Annotated in this window: 15 protein-coding genes; 12 read left to right on the forward strand and 3 right to left on the reverse strand. The window is 61.5% G+C overall.

The window, feature by feature from the left end; translation table 11 throughout:
* Nucleotides 1-111 precede the first annotated feature (111 nt).
* From MJP36_RS06910 to catA, 3 genes are read left to right on the forward strand one after another with little or no spacing between them, the layout of a single operon-like run.
* A complete protein-coding gene (locus MJP36_RS06910; RefSeq protein WP_244385090.1) occupies nt 112-1,239 on the forward strand; it encodes a muconate cycloisomerase family protein in 1,128 nt (375 codons plus the stop codon).
* A 12-nt stretch (nt 1,240-1,251) separates the two neighbouring features.
* On the forward strand, nt 1,252-1,542 hold the full coding sequence (catC, locus tag MJP36_RS06915) for a muconolactone Delta-isomerase (protein ID WP_060754411.1): 291 nt from the start codon (nt 1,252-1,254) through the stop codon (nt 1,540-1,542).
* A 42-nt stretch (nt 1,543-1,584) separates the two neighbouring features.
* The gene (catA, locus tag MJP36_RS06920) at nt 1,585-2,514 is read left to right on the forward strand and encodes a catechol 1,2-dioxygenase (RefSeq protein WP_104994817.1); all 930 of its coding nucleotides are present in this window, start codon (nt 1,585-1,587) and stop codon (nt 2,512-2,514) included.
* Between the two features lie 122 nt (nt 2,515-2,636).
* Here catA and MJP36_RS06925 read toward each other — a convergent pair whose 3' ends face one another.
* Nucleotides 2,637-3,110 carry an Lrp/AsnC family transcriptional regulator gene (locus tag MJP36_RS06925; RefSeq protein WP_060754409.1) on the reverse strand — a complete coding sequence of 158 codons (474 nt, stop codon included), beginning with the start codon at nt 3,108-3,110 and terminating at the stop codon, nt 2,637-2,639.
* A 144-nt stretch (nt 3,111-3,254) separates the two neighbouring features.
* Between MJP36_RS06925 and kynU the strand changes: the two genes are divergently transcribed.
* Together kynU and MJP36_RS06935 are read left to right on the forward strand one after the other, a co-directional pair.
* Complete coding sequence (kynU, locus tag MJP36_RS06930; RefSeq protein ID WP_104994816.1) at nt 3,255-4,505, forward strand: kynureninase; 1,251 nt, start codon at nt 3,255-3,257, stop codon at nt 4,503-4,505.
* A gap of 164 nt (nt 4,506-4,669) precedes the next feature.
* Entirely contained in the window at nt 4,670-6,076 is a 1,407-nt protein-coding gene (locus MJP36_RS06935) for an amino acid permease (RefSeq protein WP_104994815.1), read from the forward strand.
* On the opposite strand, the gene MJP36_RS06940 is transcribed toward MJP36_RS06935, so the two are convergent.
* Nucleotides 6,022-6,918 (reverse strand): LysR family transcriptional regulator, encoded by an 897-nt coding sequence (locus tag MJP36_RS06940; RefSeq protein WP_104994814.1) that lies wholly within the window; start codon nt 6,916-6,918, stop codon nt 6,022-6,024. The genes MJP36_RS06935 and MJP36_RS06940 overlap by 55 nt on opposite strands.
* Before the next feature lie 82 nt (nt 6,919-7,000).
* On the opposite strand from MJP36_RS06940, the gene MJP36_RS06945 reads away from it, so the two are divergent.
* The 4 genes from MJP36_RS06945 to MJP36_RS06960 all read left to right on the forward strand — a co-directional run bounded on the left by MJP36_RS06945 (nt 7,001) and on the right by MJP36_RS06960 (nt 11,363).
* A complete protein-coding gene (locus tag MJP36_RS06945; protein WP_244385091.1) occupies nt 7,001-7,765 on the forward strand; it encodes a sulfite exporter TauE/SafE family protein in 765 nt (254 codons plus the stop codon).
* A 63-nt stretch (nt 7,766-7,828) separates the two neighbouring features.
* Nucleotides 7,829-8,725: a LysR family transcriptional regulator gene (locus tag MJP36_RS06950; RefSeq protein WP_244385092.1), complete on the forward strand. Its 897-nt coding sequence runs from the start codon at nt 7,829-7,831 to the stop codon at nt 8,723-8,725.
* Nucleotides 8,726-8,828: 103 nt separating this feature from the next.
* Nucleotides 8,829-9,722 (forward strand): NAD-dependent epimerase/dehydratase family protein, encoded by an 894-nt coding sequence (locus tag MJP36_RS06955; protein ID WP_244385093.1) that lies wholly within the window; start codon nt 8,829-8,831, stop codon nt 9,720-9,722.
* Between the two features lie 195 nt (nt 9,723-9,917).
* Nucleotides 9,918-11,363 carry a SulP family inorganic anion transporter gene (locus MJP36_RS06960; protein ID WP_104994811.1) on the forward strand — a complete coding sequence of 482 codons (1,446 nt, stop codon included), beginning with the start codon at nt 9,918-9,920 and terminating at the stop codon, nt 11,361-11,363.
* Here the strand turns inward: MJP36_RS06960 and MJP36_RS06965 are convergent, their stop codons facing one another.
* On the reverse strand, nt 11,364-11,744 hold the full coding sequence (locus tag MJP36_RS06965) for a lysozyme inhibitor LprI family protein (RefSeq protein WP_060754401.1): 381 nt from the start codon (nt 11,742-11,744) through the stop codon (nt 11,364-11,366). It lies immediately after the preceding gene.
* A 194-nt stretch (nt 11,745-11,938) separates the two neighbouring features.
* On the opposite strand from MJP36_RS06965, the gene MJP36_RS06970 reads away from it, so the two are divergent.
* From MJP36_RS06970 to MJP36_RS06980, 3 genes are read left to right on the forward strand one after another with little or no spacing between them, the layout of a single operon-like run.
* A complete protein-coding gene (locus MJP36_RS06970; RefSeq protein ID WP_244385094.1) occupies nt 11,939-13,348 on the forward strand; it encodes a GntT/GntP/DsdX family permease in 1,410 nt (469 codons plus the stop codon).
* 20 nt (nt 13,349-13,368) lie between these two features.
* Nucleotides 13,369-14,229, forward strand: coding sequence for a MurR/RpiR family transcriptional regulator (locus MJP36_RS06975; protein ID WP_060754399.1), 861 nt, complete (start codon nt 13,369-13,371; stop codon nt 14,227-14,229).
* A gap of 1 nt (nt 14,230) precedes the next feature.
* A complete protein-coding gene (locus MJP36_RS06980) occupies nt 14,231-15,694 on the forward strand; it encodes an N-acyl-D-amino-acid deacylase family protein (protein ID WP_244385095.1) in 1,464 nt (487 codons plus the stop codon).
* Nucleotides 15,695-16,005: the final 311 nt, after the last annotated feature.

Consider the following 16,005-nt stretch of genomic DNA (forward strand, 5'->3'; position numbering starts at 1 on the left):
GACTCCTTTGATACCTTTAGGGTATCGCTTGAGACCAATTCTATATTGGAAGCCCGTGAAGTTGCGCAGCAGAATCGGCTCAAACCCATAAAGAACCCAGCGGGTATAGTTATGCCGATTTGTACCATCGAGTCGATCGAGACGATCATCGTCGACCTCCCGACTATCCGCCCGCACAAGCTGGCGATGCACACGATGCAGAACCAGACCCTGGTGATCATCCGCCTGCGTTGCAGCGACGGTATCGAAGGCCTCGGCGAAGCCACCACCATCGGGGGCCTGAGCTACGGCAACGAGAGCCCGGACAGCATCAAGGTCAACATCGACCGGCACTTCGCACCGCTGCTGATCGGCCAGGACGCGAGCAATATCAACGCGGCCATGCTGCGCCTTGCACGCAGCATTCGCGGCAACACCTTCGCCAAATCCGGCATCGAAACGGCCTTGCTCGACGCCCTCGGCAAACGCCTCGATCTGCCGGTCAGCGAACTGCTCGGCGGGCGCGTACGTGATGCCTTGCCGGTGGCCTGGACCCTGGCCAGCGGCAATACCGAGCAAGACATTGCCGAGGCCGAGAAGATGCTCGACCTGCGTCGCCATCGCCTGTTCAAATTGAAGATCGGCGCGGGTGAGGTGGACCGTGACCTGGCCCATGTGATCGCGATCAAAAAGGCCCTGGGCGATCGTGCCAGTGTGCGGGTCGACGTCAACCAGGCCTGGGACGAGGCGGTGGCCCTGCGCGCGTGCAGGGTGCTGGGCGATAACGGTATCGATCTGATCGAACAACCGATCTCGCGTAACAACCGTGGCGGCATGGCGCGACTCAACCTGTCGAGCCCGGCGCCGATCATGGCCGATGAGTCTATCGAGTGTGTGGAAGACGCCTTCAACCTGGCTCGCGAAGGCGCCGCCTCGGTGTTCGCCCTGAAGATCGCCAAGAATGGCGGCCCGCGCGCCGTATTGCACACCGCTGCGATTGCCGAAGCGGCAGGTATCGGCCTGTATGGCGGCACCATGCTCGAAGGGGGAATCGGCACCCTGGCTTCGGCCCATGCCTTTCTCACGCTGAACCAGTTGGCGTGGGGCACCGAACTGTTCGGTCCGCTGCTGCTCACCGAGGACATCCTGACCGAGCCACCGGTGTATCGCGATTTCCAACTGCATGTCTCCACCGCACCGGGCCTGGGCCTGGCCATCGATGAAGGGCGCCTGGCGTTCTCGCGTCGTGATAAACACTAAGAGGCGCCTGCCATGTTGTTCCACGTAAAAATGACCGTGAACCTGCCTTTGGACATGAACCCCGAACGTGCAGCGGCCTTGAAGGCCGAAGAGAAAGCCTTGGCGCAGCGCCTGCAGCAAGAGGGCCAGTGGCGCCACCTGTGGCGGATCGCCGGGCATTACGCCAACTACAGCGTGTTCGATGTCGACAGCGTGCAAGCGCTGCACGACCTGCTGATGCAATTGCCGCTGTTCCCTTATATGACGATCGAGGTGAACGCTCTGTGTCGTCACCCATCGTCGATCCATGACGACGACCGTTAAGCCTGCTTCTACACCGAATAACTACAAGATGAGGAATGCACCATGTCCATCCGACTGTCCCAGACGCTGCACGCCCAACAGTTTCTTGAAGAAGTCAGCGGTAACCTCAATGACGGCGGCAACCCGCGCACCAAGACCCTGATCTACCGTATTTTGCGCGACACCGTAAACATCATCGAAGACCTGGAAGTGACTCCGGAAGAGTTCTGGAAGGCGGTCAATTACCTCAATGAGCTGGGCAAGCACCAGGAAGCCGGTTTGCTCGCGGCCGGACTTGGCCTTGAGCATTACCTGGACCTGCTGATGGACGCTGCCGATGAGCAAGCGGGCAAGTCCGGCGGCACGCCGCGCACCATCGAAGGCCCGCTGTATGTGGCCGGGGCGCCGCTGAGCAAGTACGAAGCACGGCTGGATGATGGCCTGGACGACGCGGTGCCGCTGTTTATGCGCGGGCAGGTGCGCGACACCGACGGCAAGCCGCTGGCGGGGGCGATTGTGGATGTGTGGCAGGCCAATACCGGCGGCACTTATTCGTGGTTCGACCCCACGCAATCGGAGTTCAACCTGCGCCGGCGCATCGAGACCGATGCCCAGGGCAACTACCGTTTTCGCAGCATCGTGCCGTCCGGCTACGGCTGCCCGCCAACCGGCCCGACTCAGCATTTGCTCGATCAACTGGGGCGTCATGGGCAGCGGCCGGCGCATATTCACTTCTTCATTTCGGCGCCTGGGTACCGGCACCTGACCACGCAGATCAACCTGTCGGATGACCCGTACCTGCATGATGACTTTGCCTATGCGACACGCGATGAGTTGATTGCCGAGATCCGTTTCAGTGACGACCCGCAGTTGGCACGGGAGCTGGGTGTGGAAGGGCGGTTTGCGCAGATTGATTTTGACTTTGAGTTGCAAACCGCCGCCGCGCCGGTGGAGCAAAAGCGCATGCAGCGAGTGCGTGCCCTGGAAGACTGAACGCGGTCAAAAAATGTGGGAGGGGGCTTGCTCCCGATCGCGCTGTGTCAGTGGCTGATATGTCGACTGATACACCGCGATCGGGAGCAAGCCCCCTCCCACAGGGTTTTGTGGTGTTGCTGTCATTTGCGCACTACCAGATCGAGCACTTCGTCCCGATCCTTGATCTTCTGCAACACAATCTCCGAACGTATATCCATCACCCCCGCCGTGCGGTTCAGGTGGTTCACGATAAAGTCCGAAAAGTGCTTGAGGTTGCGCGCCTGCACGCGCAACACATAGTTGCTCGCTCCGGTAATCACGTAGGCACTGGCCACCTCCGGCCAGCCTTGCACTTTCTTGATGAACGTCTCATGCCAGTCCTCCACATCCTGGCGCAGCGACAGGTGCACGATGGCCTCCAGCTCGATGCCCAACCGCTCGGCATTCAATACGGCGCGGTAGCCGCTGATGATTCCCTCGCTCTCCAGCAGGCGCAAACGGCGCAGGCAGGCGGACGGCGACAGCGCGACTTTTTCCGCCAGTTCCTGATTGCTGATACGGCCATCCTGTTGCAGGAAATGCAGGAGGCGCAGGTCGGTGGCGTCGAGAATCATGCTTAGAATAAATCCGCGTGTTTGGGGGTTAAATTCGAATTTCCTACAGCTTAATTAGCCTGTTGCGCGGCACTTTGCACGAAAATTCTCTAAAACTTCGTTCATTATTTGGCTCAACGTCACTTATAAAAACCAGGACCGCCCATGACCACTCGAAGCCACTGCCAAGCCCTCGATGCCGAGGATCCCCTTGCCCCGTTGCGCAACCGGTTCGCCCTGCCTGCGGGGGTGATCTACCTCGACGGCAATTCCCTCGGCGCCCGCCCGGTGGCGGCCCTTGAGCGTGCGCAACAGGTGATCGCCGAGGAATGGGGCGATGGCTTGATTCGCAGTTGGAACAGCGCCGGTTGGGCACAGTTGTCACTGCGTCTGGGCGATCGCCTGGCACCATTGATCGGCGCACGGGAGGGCGAAGTGGCGATCACCGATACCACGTCCATCAACCTGTTCAAGGTGCTCAGCGCCGCGTTGAGCGTGCAGCGCCAACGCCAGCCTCAGCGCAAGGTCATCGTCAGCGAGGCGAGCAACTTCCCAACTGATTTGTATATCGCCGAGGGCCTGGCCGAGTTGCTGCAGCAGGGCTATTGCCTGCGCCTGGTGAACAGCCCGGATGAACTGCCCCAGGCCATCGACCAGGATGTCGCGGTGGTGATGCTCACCCACGTCAACTACAAGACCGGCTACATGTACGACATGCAGGCGCTCACTGCCTTGAGCCACGAATGCGGCGCGCTGAGCCTCTGGGACCTGGCTCACTCTGCGGGTGCAGTCCCCATTGATCTGCACCAGGCCGAGGCCGATTACGCGATTGGCTGCACCTACAAGTACCTCAACGGTGGGCCGGGTTCCCAGGCGTTTGTGTGGGTCAACCCGGCGCTGGTGGATGTGGTGCGCCAGCCGTTGTCGGGGTGGTTTGGGCATACCCGACAGTTCGCCATGGAATCGACCTACGCCCCCAGCGTCGGCATCGCGCGTTATCTGTGCGGCACCCAGCCGATCACTTCGCTGGCCATGGTGGAATGCGGCCTGGAGATTTTTGCCCAGACCGATATGGCCAGCCTGCGCAAAAAATCCCTGGCGTTGACCGACCTGTTTATCGCCTTGGTTGAAACCCGTTGCGCCGCCCACGGCCTGGTGTTGATCACGCCCCGTGAGCATGCCCGGCGTGGCAGCCATGTGAGTTTCGAACACCCAGAAGGCTATGCGGTGATCCAGGCGTTGATCGCCCGTGGCGTGATCGGTGATTACCGCGAGCCGCGCATCATGCGCTTTGGGTTTACCCCGCTTTACACCGGCTTTACCGAGGTATTTGACGCCGTGCAGATCCTTGGCGAAATCCTCGACAACCGCACCTGGGACCAGCCGCAATTCAAGGTGCGCAACAGCGTCACCTGACAGGCATGCAGGTCTAAATGTGGGAGGGGGCTTGCTCCCGATAGCGGTGTGTCAGTCACCCAATGCTTTGACTTCAGACCGCCATCGGGAGCAAGCCCCCTCCCACAGTAACTGCGCCAACACCACACCCACTGTGCAATCACAATAATAAAGGGGCACACCACGTGACCACGCCAGACCAGGGCTTTGCAGAGATCACCCACCGCGAACTGGGCCTGAGGCGCCAGCTCACCTCCGGCCAGATGAGCATGATCGCCATCGGTGGCGCCATCGGCACAGGGCTGTTCATGGGCAGCGCCTATGCCATCGGCTACGCCGGGCCCAGTGTGCTGGTGAGCTACGCCATCGGCGCGTTGATCACCTTGCTGTTGATGGGCTGCCTGGCGGAGATGACGGTGGCTCATTCCACCTCGGGCTCCTTTGGCGCCTATGCCGAGTTCTACATCAGCCCGCTGGCCGGTTTCCTCGTGCGCTATGCGTACTGGGCGGCGATTGTGCTGGCGGTGGGTGCCGAGGTCACTGCGGTGGCGATGTATATGAAGTACTGGTTCGCCAATGTGCCGGAGTGGGTGTGGATCGTGTCGTTTTCCAGTGTGCTGATCCTGCTCAATGCGATCAGCGTGAAAACCTTCGGCAACTTCGAGTACTGGTTCTCGACGATCAAGATCAGCGCCATCGTCGGCTTCATCATCCTTGCGGTGTACGTGGTGTTCGGCTCCGGCAACCCGGAATACGGCGTGCACAACTACACGTCTCACGACGGTTTTTTCCCGCATGGCCTGAGCGGTATGTGGATCGCGGTGATTGTGTCGATCTTCAGCTATTTGAGCGTGGAGATGATCGCAGTCGCCGCCGGTGAAGCGGCAGACCCCGAGCAGGCAGTGAAAAAGGCCTTTCGTGCGACCATCGTGCGCCTGGTGGTGTTCTATCTGCTGACCCTGGCCCTGATGCTTGCCATCGTGCCGTGGAGCCAGGCCGGGCAAACCCAGAGTCCGTTTGTCACGGTGATGCAGACCATCGGTATTCCCGGCGCCACCGGCGTGATGAATTTCGTGATCCTGATCGCGGCGCTGTCGGCGATGAACAGCCAGCTCTACATCACCACGCGCATGCTGTTCAGCCTGTCGCGTGCAGGGTTTGCCCCCAAGTCCATGGGGGCGTTGAGCAAGAGCGGCATTCCGCTGAATGCCTTGCTGTTGTCCAGCTCGGGGATTGCCTTGGCGACCTTGTTGAACGTGGTGTACCCGGAAAGCTCGTTCACCCTGATGATGGCGATTTCGATGTTCGGTGCGATCTTCACCTGGTTCATGATCTTCCTCACGCACCTGTTCTTCCGCCGCTATCGCCAACGCCATGGCGGGCCGAAGCTGTCGTTCCAACTGCGGCTGTTTCCCTACAGCACTTTGCTGGGCCTGGTGCTGATGGGGGCGGTGATGATCACCACGTACTTCACTGAGGCGTTCAAGATGACCCTGGTGTTCGGCGTGCCGTTCCTGCTGATTCTGTCAGCGGTGTATTACGGGTTTTTCCGCAAGGGCAGGGCCAAGGCGTCGAACAAAGCCTTGGCGTAACCCGGTAGATGCTCAAACGAGCGTGCGCACAGCAGCAGCTGTCGGCAGGCCCACGCTTCGCGCAATGGCTGGGCCTTGAAGCGCTGTTGCGACGGCCAGCGGTCCAGGGCGGCCTGGGGCACGATGCCCAGGCCGGCACCGCGGGCGACCATGCGCATCACCCCCTCAAACCCTTCGGCACGGATGCGCGTCTGCAAGCGAAACCCGCTGTGCAGCGCCTGTTCCTCCAGGTAGATCGACAGCGCGCTGTCGGCGCTCAGGCCGACGAAGTCGTGTTGCAGGCTGTCGATAAAACTCACGGTGCCGGCTGCCAAGGGATGATCGAGGGGCAGGATCAACACCAGCGGGTCATCGCGAAACGCCAGGGTTTGCAGGCCGTGGGTATCCACCGCGTCGGAGATGATCCCCAGGTCTGCCGTGCCTTGGCGCAAGGACTGGGTGATACGCAGGCTCGGCAGTTCCTGCAGGTCGATCTCGAGGTTGGGGTGTTCGCGCAAAAAGTCCGCCAGCAATTCCGGCAGGTATTCGCTCAAGGCCGTGGTGTTGCACAACAGGCGCACCTGGCCCTTGATCCCCTTGGCGTATTCCGCCAGGTCCTGTTGCAAGTGCTCGGCCTGTTGCAACAGCAAGCGGGCATGCCGGGCCAGGGCTTTGCCGGCGGCGGTGGGCGTGACACCGCGACGGCCGCGCTCAAGGCACGCGATCCCCAGCGACGCCTCCATCGCGCGGATGCGTGCGCTGGCCGCCGCCAGCGATAAATGGCTGCGCGCCGCGCCTGCGGTGATATTGCCGGTGTCGAGGATATGCAAGTAGAGGCGCAGGTCGATCAGGTCAAAGTGCATGGCATGTGCCTACGGAAAAACAAGAGTCTGCCTCAGTATATGGCGAATTTTCGGCCAGCTCGAAAAACGCCACAATCGCGGCATGAATACTTTCCTCGCGTTCTACCAGAACATAGGCCCGGCCCTGACGTTGTGGGTAGCTGGCACGTTTTTGCTGGCCGGTACCGTCAAGGGCGTGATCGGCCTCGGGCTGCCCACGGTGGCCATGGGATTGCTCGGCCTGGCTATGTTACCGACACAGGCTGCGGCATTGCTGATCATTCCCTCGATGGTCACCAACCTCTGGCAACTGGCCTTTGGCGGCCATTTGAGTGACTTGCTCAAGCGCCTGTGGCCGATGCTGCTACTGATTTTCCTCGGCACCGGGCTCGGCACGCAGTGGCTGGGAATGGACGGTGGCCATGGGGCGGTGCGTGCGTTGGGCGCTGCGTTGCTGGTGTATGCACTGAGCGGGTTGTGCTTGCCCACGTTCAAGGTCAAGCCCGAGACCGAACGCTGGCTGGGCCCGGTGTGTGGGCTGATCACCGGGGTCATCACTTCGGCCACTGGCGTCTTCGTGGTCCCGGCGGTGCCGTATCTGCAGGCCATGGGCTTGAATCGCGATCAACTGGTGCAGGCGCTGGGGCTGTCGTTCAGCGTTTCTACACTGGCACTGGCGGCCGGGCTGCTTTGGCGTGGCACGTTGGGCGCTGGGGAAATCAATGCGTCACTGTTGGCCATGGTGCCTGCGTTGCTGGGGATGTGGCTCGGCCAGGTCGTGCGCCAACGCATCAGTGCGACGGTGTTCAAGCGCGTGTTTTTTGTCGGCATGGCGCTATTGGGCGGTCATTTGCTGGTTGGCGGTTGAAAAGGCTTATTCGTGCGTTCCCGTTAAGGGTATTTTTGCAGGGACCCGAAAAGAGGACAGTCTGTGAAAGCCCGATCCGATGAGCTACAAACCTTCGTCAGCGTGATTGAATGCGGCTCGATTTCCGCTGCGGCGGAGCAGGTCGGGCAGACGCCGTCGGCGGTCAGCCGCACCCTGTCGCGCCTGGAAGCCAAGCTCGAGACGACGCTGATCAATCGCACCACGCGGCGTATGGACCTGACCGAAGAGGGCAAGTACTTCTTTGAGCAGGCCAAGGTGATCCTGGCGCAGATGGATGAGCTGGAAGAACGCCTGTCGTCACGCCAGAAAAAACCTGCCGGGCGCCTGCGCATCAATGCTGCCGTACCGTTCATGCTGCATGGGATATTGCCGTACATCGCCGAATTTCGCAGCCTCTACCCCGATATCCAGCTGGAACTGAACAGCGATGATCTGATCATCGACCTGCTGGAGCAGAGCACCGACATTGCCATCCGCATCGGTGTATTGGCCGACTCGACCCTGCATGCGCGCTCCCTGGGCTGGTCGCCGTTGCACATCCTGGCCAGCCCCACCTACCTCAAGCAGTACGGCACACCGAGCACGGTGGCCGAATTGGCGGATCACACCTTGCTGGGGTTCACCCAGACCGAAACCCTCAACCATTGGCCGCTGCGCCACGTGGAAGGCGACCGCTGGCTGATCCGACCCGGCATCGCCGCCTCCAGCGGCGAGACCCTGCGGCATCTGGCGCTGGAAGGGCAGGGCATTTGCTGCCTGTCCAACTTCATGACCTTCGAAGACATCCACGCCGGGCGCCTGGTGCCGGTGCTGGAAACATTCAACAGTGGTTACCGCCAGCCGATCAACGCGGTGTTTTACCGCAACTCGCAACTGGCGCTGCGCATCCAGTGCTTCCTGGACTTTATCCAGGCCAAGCTGGCGCGGTATGCCCGCTGATTCGTGACTTGAGCGCAAGAGTGAATTGGGTGCGGAGGGCTTATTCGACGGGGAGGGGGGGCAGATACTGGCTCCCACATTGATCTCGTCAGGAGCACACTCCATGAACGTATTCGTAACCGGTGCAGCCGGTTTTATCGGCGGCTCCATCGCCACCGGCCTGGTCAAGGCCGGCCACACCGTGACCGGTTTGGTGCGCAGCGCCGAACAGGCCGCTGAAATGACCGCCCTGGGCATCACCCCGGTGATCGGCACGCTCGAGGATGCCGCGCTGTTGACCGCGCAAGCCCGGCAAGCGGATGCGGTGATCAACGCCGCCAGCAGCGACCATCGTGGCGCTGTAGAAACGTTGCTCGCCGCGTTGAAAGGTTCGAACAAGCCGTTCCTGCACACCAGCGGTTCGAGCATCGTGGGTGATGCGTCGGGCGGCAAGGCCAGCGATGTGATCTATTTTGAAGACAACCTGCCGGAGCCGACGGTCGACAAGGCCGCGCGGGTGGCCATCGACAATCTGATCCTCGCTGCCGCCCAAGAGGGCGTCAACTCGGCGGTGATCTGCAACACCCTGATCTACGGACACAGCCTGGGCGTGAAGCGTGACAGCGTGCAATTGCCGCGTTTGCTCAAGCAGGCGCGCAAGAGTGGGGTGGTGCGCCATGTCGGCCCGGGGCAGAACATTTGGTCCAACGTGCATATTGAAGACGTGGTGGCGCTGTACCTGCTGGCCCTGACCCGGAACGAACCGGGCACTTTCTACTTTGTGGAAAGCGGCGAAGCGGCGTTTGCCGACATGACCCGCGCCATGGCCGAAGCCCTGAAGCTGGGTCAGCCCCAGGATTGGCCATTGGCCGAAGCTGAAGCCGAGTGGGGCTATGAAATGGCCAACTATGGCCTGGGCTCCAACAGCCGGGTGCGGGGCAAACAGGCCCGTGAGTTGTTGGGATGGGAGCCAAAGCGTCAGTCGGTGATCGAGTGGATTCGTCACGAGATGGTTTGATGTTCGTTTGATACCGGGTCGCTGCCTATCGGGAGCAAGCCCCCTCCCACAGTTGCCTGCATTCCAAAGCTGGAACGCGGTCAATTGTGGGAGGGGGCTTGCTCCCGATAGGCACGACGCGGTCCATAAGGCTATCCCCACCCGCCTCATTTCCGTACCATTCCCCGCCTTATCCCCGCAATGCCCTGGTACCTCATGAAGCTCTCCCGTCTGCGCGCCGATGCCCTGGCCGGCCTCACCACGTCTTTCGCGCTGCTGCCCGAATGCATCGCCTTTGCCCTGGTGGCCCACCTCAACCCGCTGATGGGGCTCTACGGCGCCTTTATCATCTGCACCCTCACCGCGTTGTTCGGCGGCCGGCCGGGTATGGTCTCGGGCGCCGCCGGCTCAATGGCGGTGGTGATCGTCGCACTGGTGGTGCAGCACGGCGTGGAGTACCTGCTGGCGACGGTGTTGCTGGGCGGGCTGATCATGATTGCCTTTGGCGTCCTGCGCCTGGGCAAGCTGGTGCGCATGGTGCCGCACCCGGTGATGCTCGGCTTCGTCAACGGCTTGGCGATCATCATCGCGCTGGCGCAGTTGGAGCATTTCAAGAGCGGTGACACCTGGCTCAGCGGCACACCGTTGTACGTGATGGCGGGGCTGGTGCTGGTCACCATGGCCATCGTCTACCTGCTGCCACGCCTGACCCGTGCGGTGCCGCCTGCCTTGGTGGCGATTCTTGGCGTGGGCCTGGCGGTGTACCTGCTTGGCCTGCCGACGCGCACGTTGGGCGACATGGCCCACATTGCCGGCGGCCTTCCGACCTTTGCGCTGCCGCAAATCCCCTGGACCCTGGAAACCCTCGGCATCATCGCGCCCTATGCGTTCCTGATGGCCATGGTCGGGCTGCTGGAGACCCTGCTGACCCTGAACCTCACCGACGAAATCACCGAAACCCGTGGCTACCCTGACCGCGAAAGCGTGGCCCTGGGCGCCGCGAATATGGTCTCGGGACTGTTCGGCGGCATGGGCGGTTGCGCGATGATCGGGCAAACCGTGATCAACCTCAGCTCGGGCGGGCGCGGGCGGTTTTCCGGCGTGTTTGCCGGGGTGATGATCCTGTTGTTCATTCTGTTTCTGTCGCCGTTGATCGAGCGGATTCCGCTGGCGGCGCTGGTCGGGGTGATGTTCGTGGTGTCCCAGCAGACCTTCGCCTGGGCGTCGCTGCGGGTGATCAACAAGGTGCCGTTCAACGATGTGCTGGTGATTCTCGCGGTGACGGTGATCACGGTGTTCACTGACCTGGCGACCGCTGTGTTATGCGGCATTGTGATTGCGGCGCTCAACTTCGCCTGGCAACAGGCGCGTGAGCTGTACGCCGATGCGTCGCTGGAGGCCGATGGCAGCAAACTCTACCGCCTGCACGGCACATTGTTTTTCGCCTCGACCACGCCGTTTCTGAACCAGTTCGACCCGGCCAATGACCCGGCCCAGGTGACGCTGGATTGCCGTCACCTGAGCTTTGTCGACTATTCGGCGATTGCCGCGTTGATGACTTTACGCGAGCGTTACGCCAAGGCGGGCAAGCACCTGCGGGTGCTGCATTTGTCGGAGCGCTGCAAGAAGCTGCTCAAGCGTGCCCGCGTTCAACCGGATTGATCAGGGCCCGACCAGGTCTTCCAATTCCTGGGCGCGGGTCTGGGTCATGTCCACCACGCAGCCCGAGCCATTGACCTGATCGATGCTGCCGCCGGTTGCGCTGCCGGCGAAGGCGCAATTGGCGTCACGGTACTTTATCCACAGGCGCTGCACGTCTTGCAGTTGCTGTTTACGTGGGCCGTCCTGAGCGGCAAGCGCAGTCTTGTAAGCTCTGTTCAGGCGTTCATCCTGCACTTTGGCGGCCTGGGTATTGCAACCGACCATGTCGGCGGTGGTGTTGGCGCTGTCCATGCACTTGTTCAACACGGCGTTATCGGCAGCTGAAGCTGTGCCGCACAGGGCGAGCAGCAGGGCGCCGGCGGCGAGGGATGGGCGAATCATGGTCGGTTTTCCTGGGCGTGAGTGAATGCGCATTCTATGACTTGGGGCGGGCGCCTGAGTTTCCGCTGTTCTCTGATCTTCATGTAAGAACACCCCCCGGATTTTCATGCACGGGTGTTGGGCATGTCCCAACGCGACGGCGCTTATCCGTGGGCGAAAATTAATTTCATAAAAATTGAAAATACCACCGAGGAATGATTTATGAGTTTCACAACCTATTCGACGTGACCCTTTCCGAGGAGTACCGCATGGCCGCATCACCGGGCTTCGGGCTATTGGCATACGCTGCCATCGCCATCATTGCTTTGATCGTGCTGATTGCACGTTACCGACTCAACCCGTTTATCGTCATCACCCTGGTGTCCATCGGCCTGGCGCTGATGGCCGGGATGCCGGCGGACACGATCATGGGCTCGTATGAAGCGGGCGTTGGTAAAACCCTGGGGCATATTGCACTGGTGGTCGCGTTGGGCACCATGCTCGGCAAGATGATGGCCGAGTCCGGTGGTGCCGAGCAGGTGGCGCGTACGTTGATCAACCGCTTCGGCGAGCGTAACGCGCATTGGGCGATGGTGTGTATTGCGTTTCTGGTGGGGTTGCCGCTGTTTTTCGAGGTCGGGTTTGTGTTGCTGGTGCCCATCGCGTTTACCGTGGCGCGGCGGGTGGGCGTGTCGATCCTGATGGTCGGCCTGCCGATGGTGGCCGGCCTGTCGGTGGTGCATGCGCTGGTGCCCCCGCACCCGGCGGCGATGATGGCGGTGCTGGCGTATAACGCGTCGGTGGGGCAGACCGTGCTGTATGCGATCCTGATCGGTATTCCGACGGCGATCATTGCAGGCCCGGTCTACGCCAAATTCATCGTGCCGCGTATTCAGTTGCCGGCGCAAAACCCGCTGGAACGTCAGTTCATCGAGCGCGAACCGCGTACGCGCTTGCCGAGTTTCACGCTGACCATGGGCACCATCCTGTTGCCGGTGGTGCTGATGATGATCGGCGGCTGGGCCAACGTGCTTTCCACGCCAGGCACCGGGTTCAATCAGTTCCTGTTGTTTATCGGCAACTCGGTGATCGCGCTGCTGGTGGCGACCCTTGTCAGCTTCTGGACCTTGGGGATTGCCCAAGGCTTCAACCGCGAATCGATCCTCAAGTTCACCAACGAATGCCTGGCGCCGACTGCGAGCATCACCTTGCTGGTGGGGGCGGGCGGCGGTTTGAATCGGATTCTGGTGGACGCAGGCGTCACCCATGAAATTCTCGGCCTGGCCCATGCTTTCCAGCTGTCGCCGCTGGTGATGGGCTGGCTGTTTGCTGCGTTGATGCGTATTGCCACTGGCTCGGCCACCGTTGCCATGACCACCGCGTCCGGCGTGGTGGCACCGGTTGCCATGGGCTTGGGTTATCCACATCCCGAGTTGCTGGTGCTGGCTACCGGCGCAGGTTCGGTGATCTTTTCCCACGTTAACGACGGCGGCTTCTGGCTGATCAAGGAATACTTCAATATGACGGTCATCCAGACCTTCAAGACCTGGACCGTGCTGGAGACGCTGATTTCGGTGATTGCGTTCGGCCTGACCTACGGCTTGTCTCTGGTCCTACGAGCCTGATTGTGTAACCCGGAGCCACCATGGACATCCTTTACCAGATTCGCGCCCGCCAGGATTCATTCAGTGCCGGTGAAGGGCGTATCGCCAAGCTGATGCTCGATGATGTGGGCTTTGCGGCGTCGGCCAGCCTGGAGGCGTTGTCGTTGCGGGCCGAGGTCAGCACGGCCACGTTATCGCGGTTTGCACGCAGTGTGGGGTGCCGCGACTTGCGTGACCTGCGCCTGCAACTGGCGCAGGCCAGCGGCGTCGGCAGCCGCTTCCTGGACCCGGCGGGTCTGCCGGAGCAATCGGCCTTTCATCGACAGATCCTGGGCGATATCGAGGCCACGCTGCGTCAGCACCTGTCAGGGTTCAGCCAGGCGAGTTTTGCCGATGCGGTCAGTGTGTTGAGCAAGGCGCGGATGATCCATGCCTTCGGTATGGGCGGCCCATCAAGCCTGTGCAGCGATGAGTTGCAGGTGCGTCTGGTGCGCCTGGGTTATTCGATTGCCGCCAGCCATGACCCGGTGATGATGCGCGTCACGGCGGCGACACTGGGGCCGGAACAGGCGCTGATCGTCTGCTCGCTCACGGGGTTGACCCCTGAATTGCTCGACGTGGTCGCACTGGCGCGCAACTACGAGGCACGCATCATCGCGATCACCCTGGCCAACTCGCCATTGGCGCAGTTGGCGGACGTCGTGCTGGCGCTGCAACCGGCCGAAACCAGTTTTATCTACAAGCCCACCGCAGCGCGCTACGGCATGCTGCTGGCCATAGATCTGCTTGCCACCGAGCTGGCGTTGGCCCAGCCGGACGACAACCAGGAGCGGCTGCGCCGGATCAAGCTGGCCCTGGACGATTATCGCGGCGGCCCCGACAGCCTGCCCCTTGGAGATTGAGATGAAGTACGACACGTTGATACGTCAGGCGCTGATCATTGATGGCAGCAACACGCCGGGCTATCTCGCCGATGTGGGGGTGTTGGCTGGACGTATCGAGACGATCGGTGATCTGGCAACGCTTACTGCCGCACATGAAGTCGACGCCCGCGGCCTGGTACTGGCGCCGGGGTTTGTCGATGTGCACACCCACGATGACACGGTGGTGATCCGCCATCCGCAGATGCTGCCCAAGCTCAGCCAGGGCGTGACGACGGTGATTGTCGGCAACTGCGGCATCAGCGCCTCGCCGGTGAGTTTGCGCGGCGATCCTCCGGACCCGATGAATCTGCTGGGCACGCGCGCTGCGTTCACTTACCCGCGCTTTGCCGATTATCGCGCTGCAGTCGAAGGCGCCCAGCCGGCCGTCAACGTGGCTGCATTGATTGGCCATACGGCGCTGCGCAGCAACCACATGGACGATTTGCAGCGTACCGCCACACCGGATGAAATTGCTGCCATGCGTGGGCAGTTGCAGGAGAGTCTTGAGGCGGGTGCCCTGGGCTTATCCACAGGCCTGGCCTACGCCAGCGCGTTCAATGCAACGACCGATGAGGTGCTGCAACTGAGTGAAGAGCTGACGGCCTTCGGTGCGGTGTACACCACCCATTTGCGCAGCGAATTCGAACCGGTGCTGGAGGCCATGGATGAGGCGTTTCTGATTGGTCGGCACGCCAAGGCGCCGGTGATCATTTCTCACCTCAAATGCGCCGGTGCGGGGAACTGGGGGCGCAGTCCGCAATTGCTGGCGTCGCTGGAGCAGGCGGCGAAAACCCATCCGGTAGGGTGTGATTGTTATCCCTATGCGGCCAGCTCATCGACCCTGGACTTGAAGCAAGTCACCGATGCGTTTCGCATTACCATCACGTGGTCGACGCCGCACCCGGAAGTGGGCGGGCGCGATCTGCAGGACATTGCCGCCCAATGGGGGCTTTCGCTGATGGACGCGGCCCGTCGCCTGCAACCGGCTGGCGCGGTGTACTACGGGATGGATGAGGCGGATGTGCGACGCATCCTCGCGCATCCGCTGTCGATGGTGGGGTCCGATGGGTTGCCTGAAGACCCGTTCCCTCATCCGCGTTTGTGGGGCGCGTTTCCCCGTGTGCTGGGGCATTTCAGTCGGGACGTAGGGCTGTTCCCGCTGCACACGGCGGTGCACAAGATGACCGGCCTGTCGGCGGCGCGGTTTGGCCTGACCGAACGTGGTGAGATTCGTGAGGGGTATTGGGCTGACCTGGTGTTATTCGACCCATTGCGCGTACGGGATGTGGCGGATTTCAAGGAGCCGCAGCGGGCGGCGCAGGGGATTGAGCGGGTGTGGGTCAATGGCGTGTTGAGCTACAGCGAGGGGCAGGCCAATGGTCAGCGCTCGGGGCGTTTCCTGGCGCGTAGCGGGGCGCTGGGCGGTGGGTTTTCGTCTCTGTAGTAGAGTTGCTTTCACGAGGGGCGTTGTCATGCGTTTTATCGCAGGCAATAAAAAACCGCCTTAGTAGGGCGGTTTTTTTTGCAAACCCGCTTGGTCGCCGGGTTTGCAGCCTCAAAGGAAGCAGTGATGTGCATCCCAAGGCTCACGTGTTCCGGTAAGTGCGCTGGAGGTAAGGCCCAACATAGGGAGGGCCGAGTATGTCTAAGTTTGCCTGTGGCGAGGGAGCTTGCTCCCGCTGGGCTGCGTAGCAGCCCCCAAAGCATTCACTGGGCTTTCAAGTCCGAATCGGCATCAACTTGATCAGGGCCGCT

Origin of the sequence: Pseudomonas palleroniana, from assembly GCF_022836895.1 — a bacterium.
GTDB classification, from domain to species: Bacteria; Pseudomonadota; Gammaproteobacteria; order Pseudomonadales; family Pseudomonadaceae; genus Aquipseudomonas; species Aquipseudomonas palleroniana.

Coding starts and splice junctions, on each gene's coding strand:
- catC (WP_060754411.1), top strand. CDS start 1,252: ATGTTGTTCCACGTAAAAATGACCGTGAACCTGCCTTTGGACATGAAC.
- MJP36_RS06945 (WP_244385091.1), top strand. CDS start 7,001: ATGAATACTTTCCTCGCGTTCTACCAGAACATAGGCCCGGCCCTGACG.
- MJP36_RS06940 (WP_104994814.1), bottom strand. CDS start 6,918: ATGCACTTTGACCTGATCGACCTGCGCCTCTACTTGCATATCCTCGAC.
- catA (WP_104994817.1), top strand. CDS start 1,585: ATGTCCATCCGACTGTCCCAGACGCTGCACGCCCAACAGTTTCTTGAA.
- MJP36_RS06970 (WP_244385094.1), top strand. CDS start 11,939: ATGATTTATGAGTTTCACAACCTATTCGACGTGACCCTTTCCGAGGAG.
- MJP36_RS06975 (WP_060754399.1), top strand. CDS start 13,369: ATGGACATCCTTTACCAGATTCGCGCCCGCCAGGATTCATTCAGTGCC.
- MJP36_RS06980 (WP_244385095.1), top strand. CDS start 14,231: ATGAAGTACGACACGTTGATACGTCAGGCGCTGATCATTGATGGCAGC.
- MJP36_RS06955 (WP_244385093.1), top strand. CDS start 8,829: ATGAACGTATTCGTAACCGGTGCAGCCGGTTTTATCGGCGGCTCCATC.
- MJP36_RS06910 (WP_244385090.1), top strand. CDS start 112: ATGCCGATTTGTACCATCGAGTCGATCGAGACGATCATCGTCGACCTC.
- MJP36_RS06960 (WP_104994811.1), top strand. CDS start 9,918: ATGAAGCTCTCCCGTCTGCGCGCCGATGCCCTGGCCGGCCTCACCACG.
- MJP36_RS06965 (WP_060754401.1), bottom strand. CDS start 11,744: ATGATTCGCCCATCCCTCGCCGCCGGCGCCCTGCTGCTCGCCCTGTGC.
- kynU (WP_104994816.1), top strand. CDS start 3,255: ATGACCACTCGAAGCCACTGCCAAGCCCTCGATGCCGAGGATCCCCTT.
- MJP36_RS06925 (WP_060754409.1), bottom strand. CDS start 3,110: ATGATTCTCGACGCCACCGACCTGCGCCTCCTGCATTTCCTGCAACAG.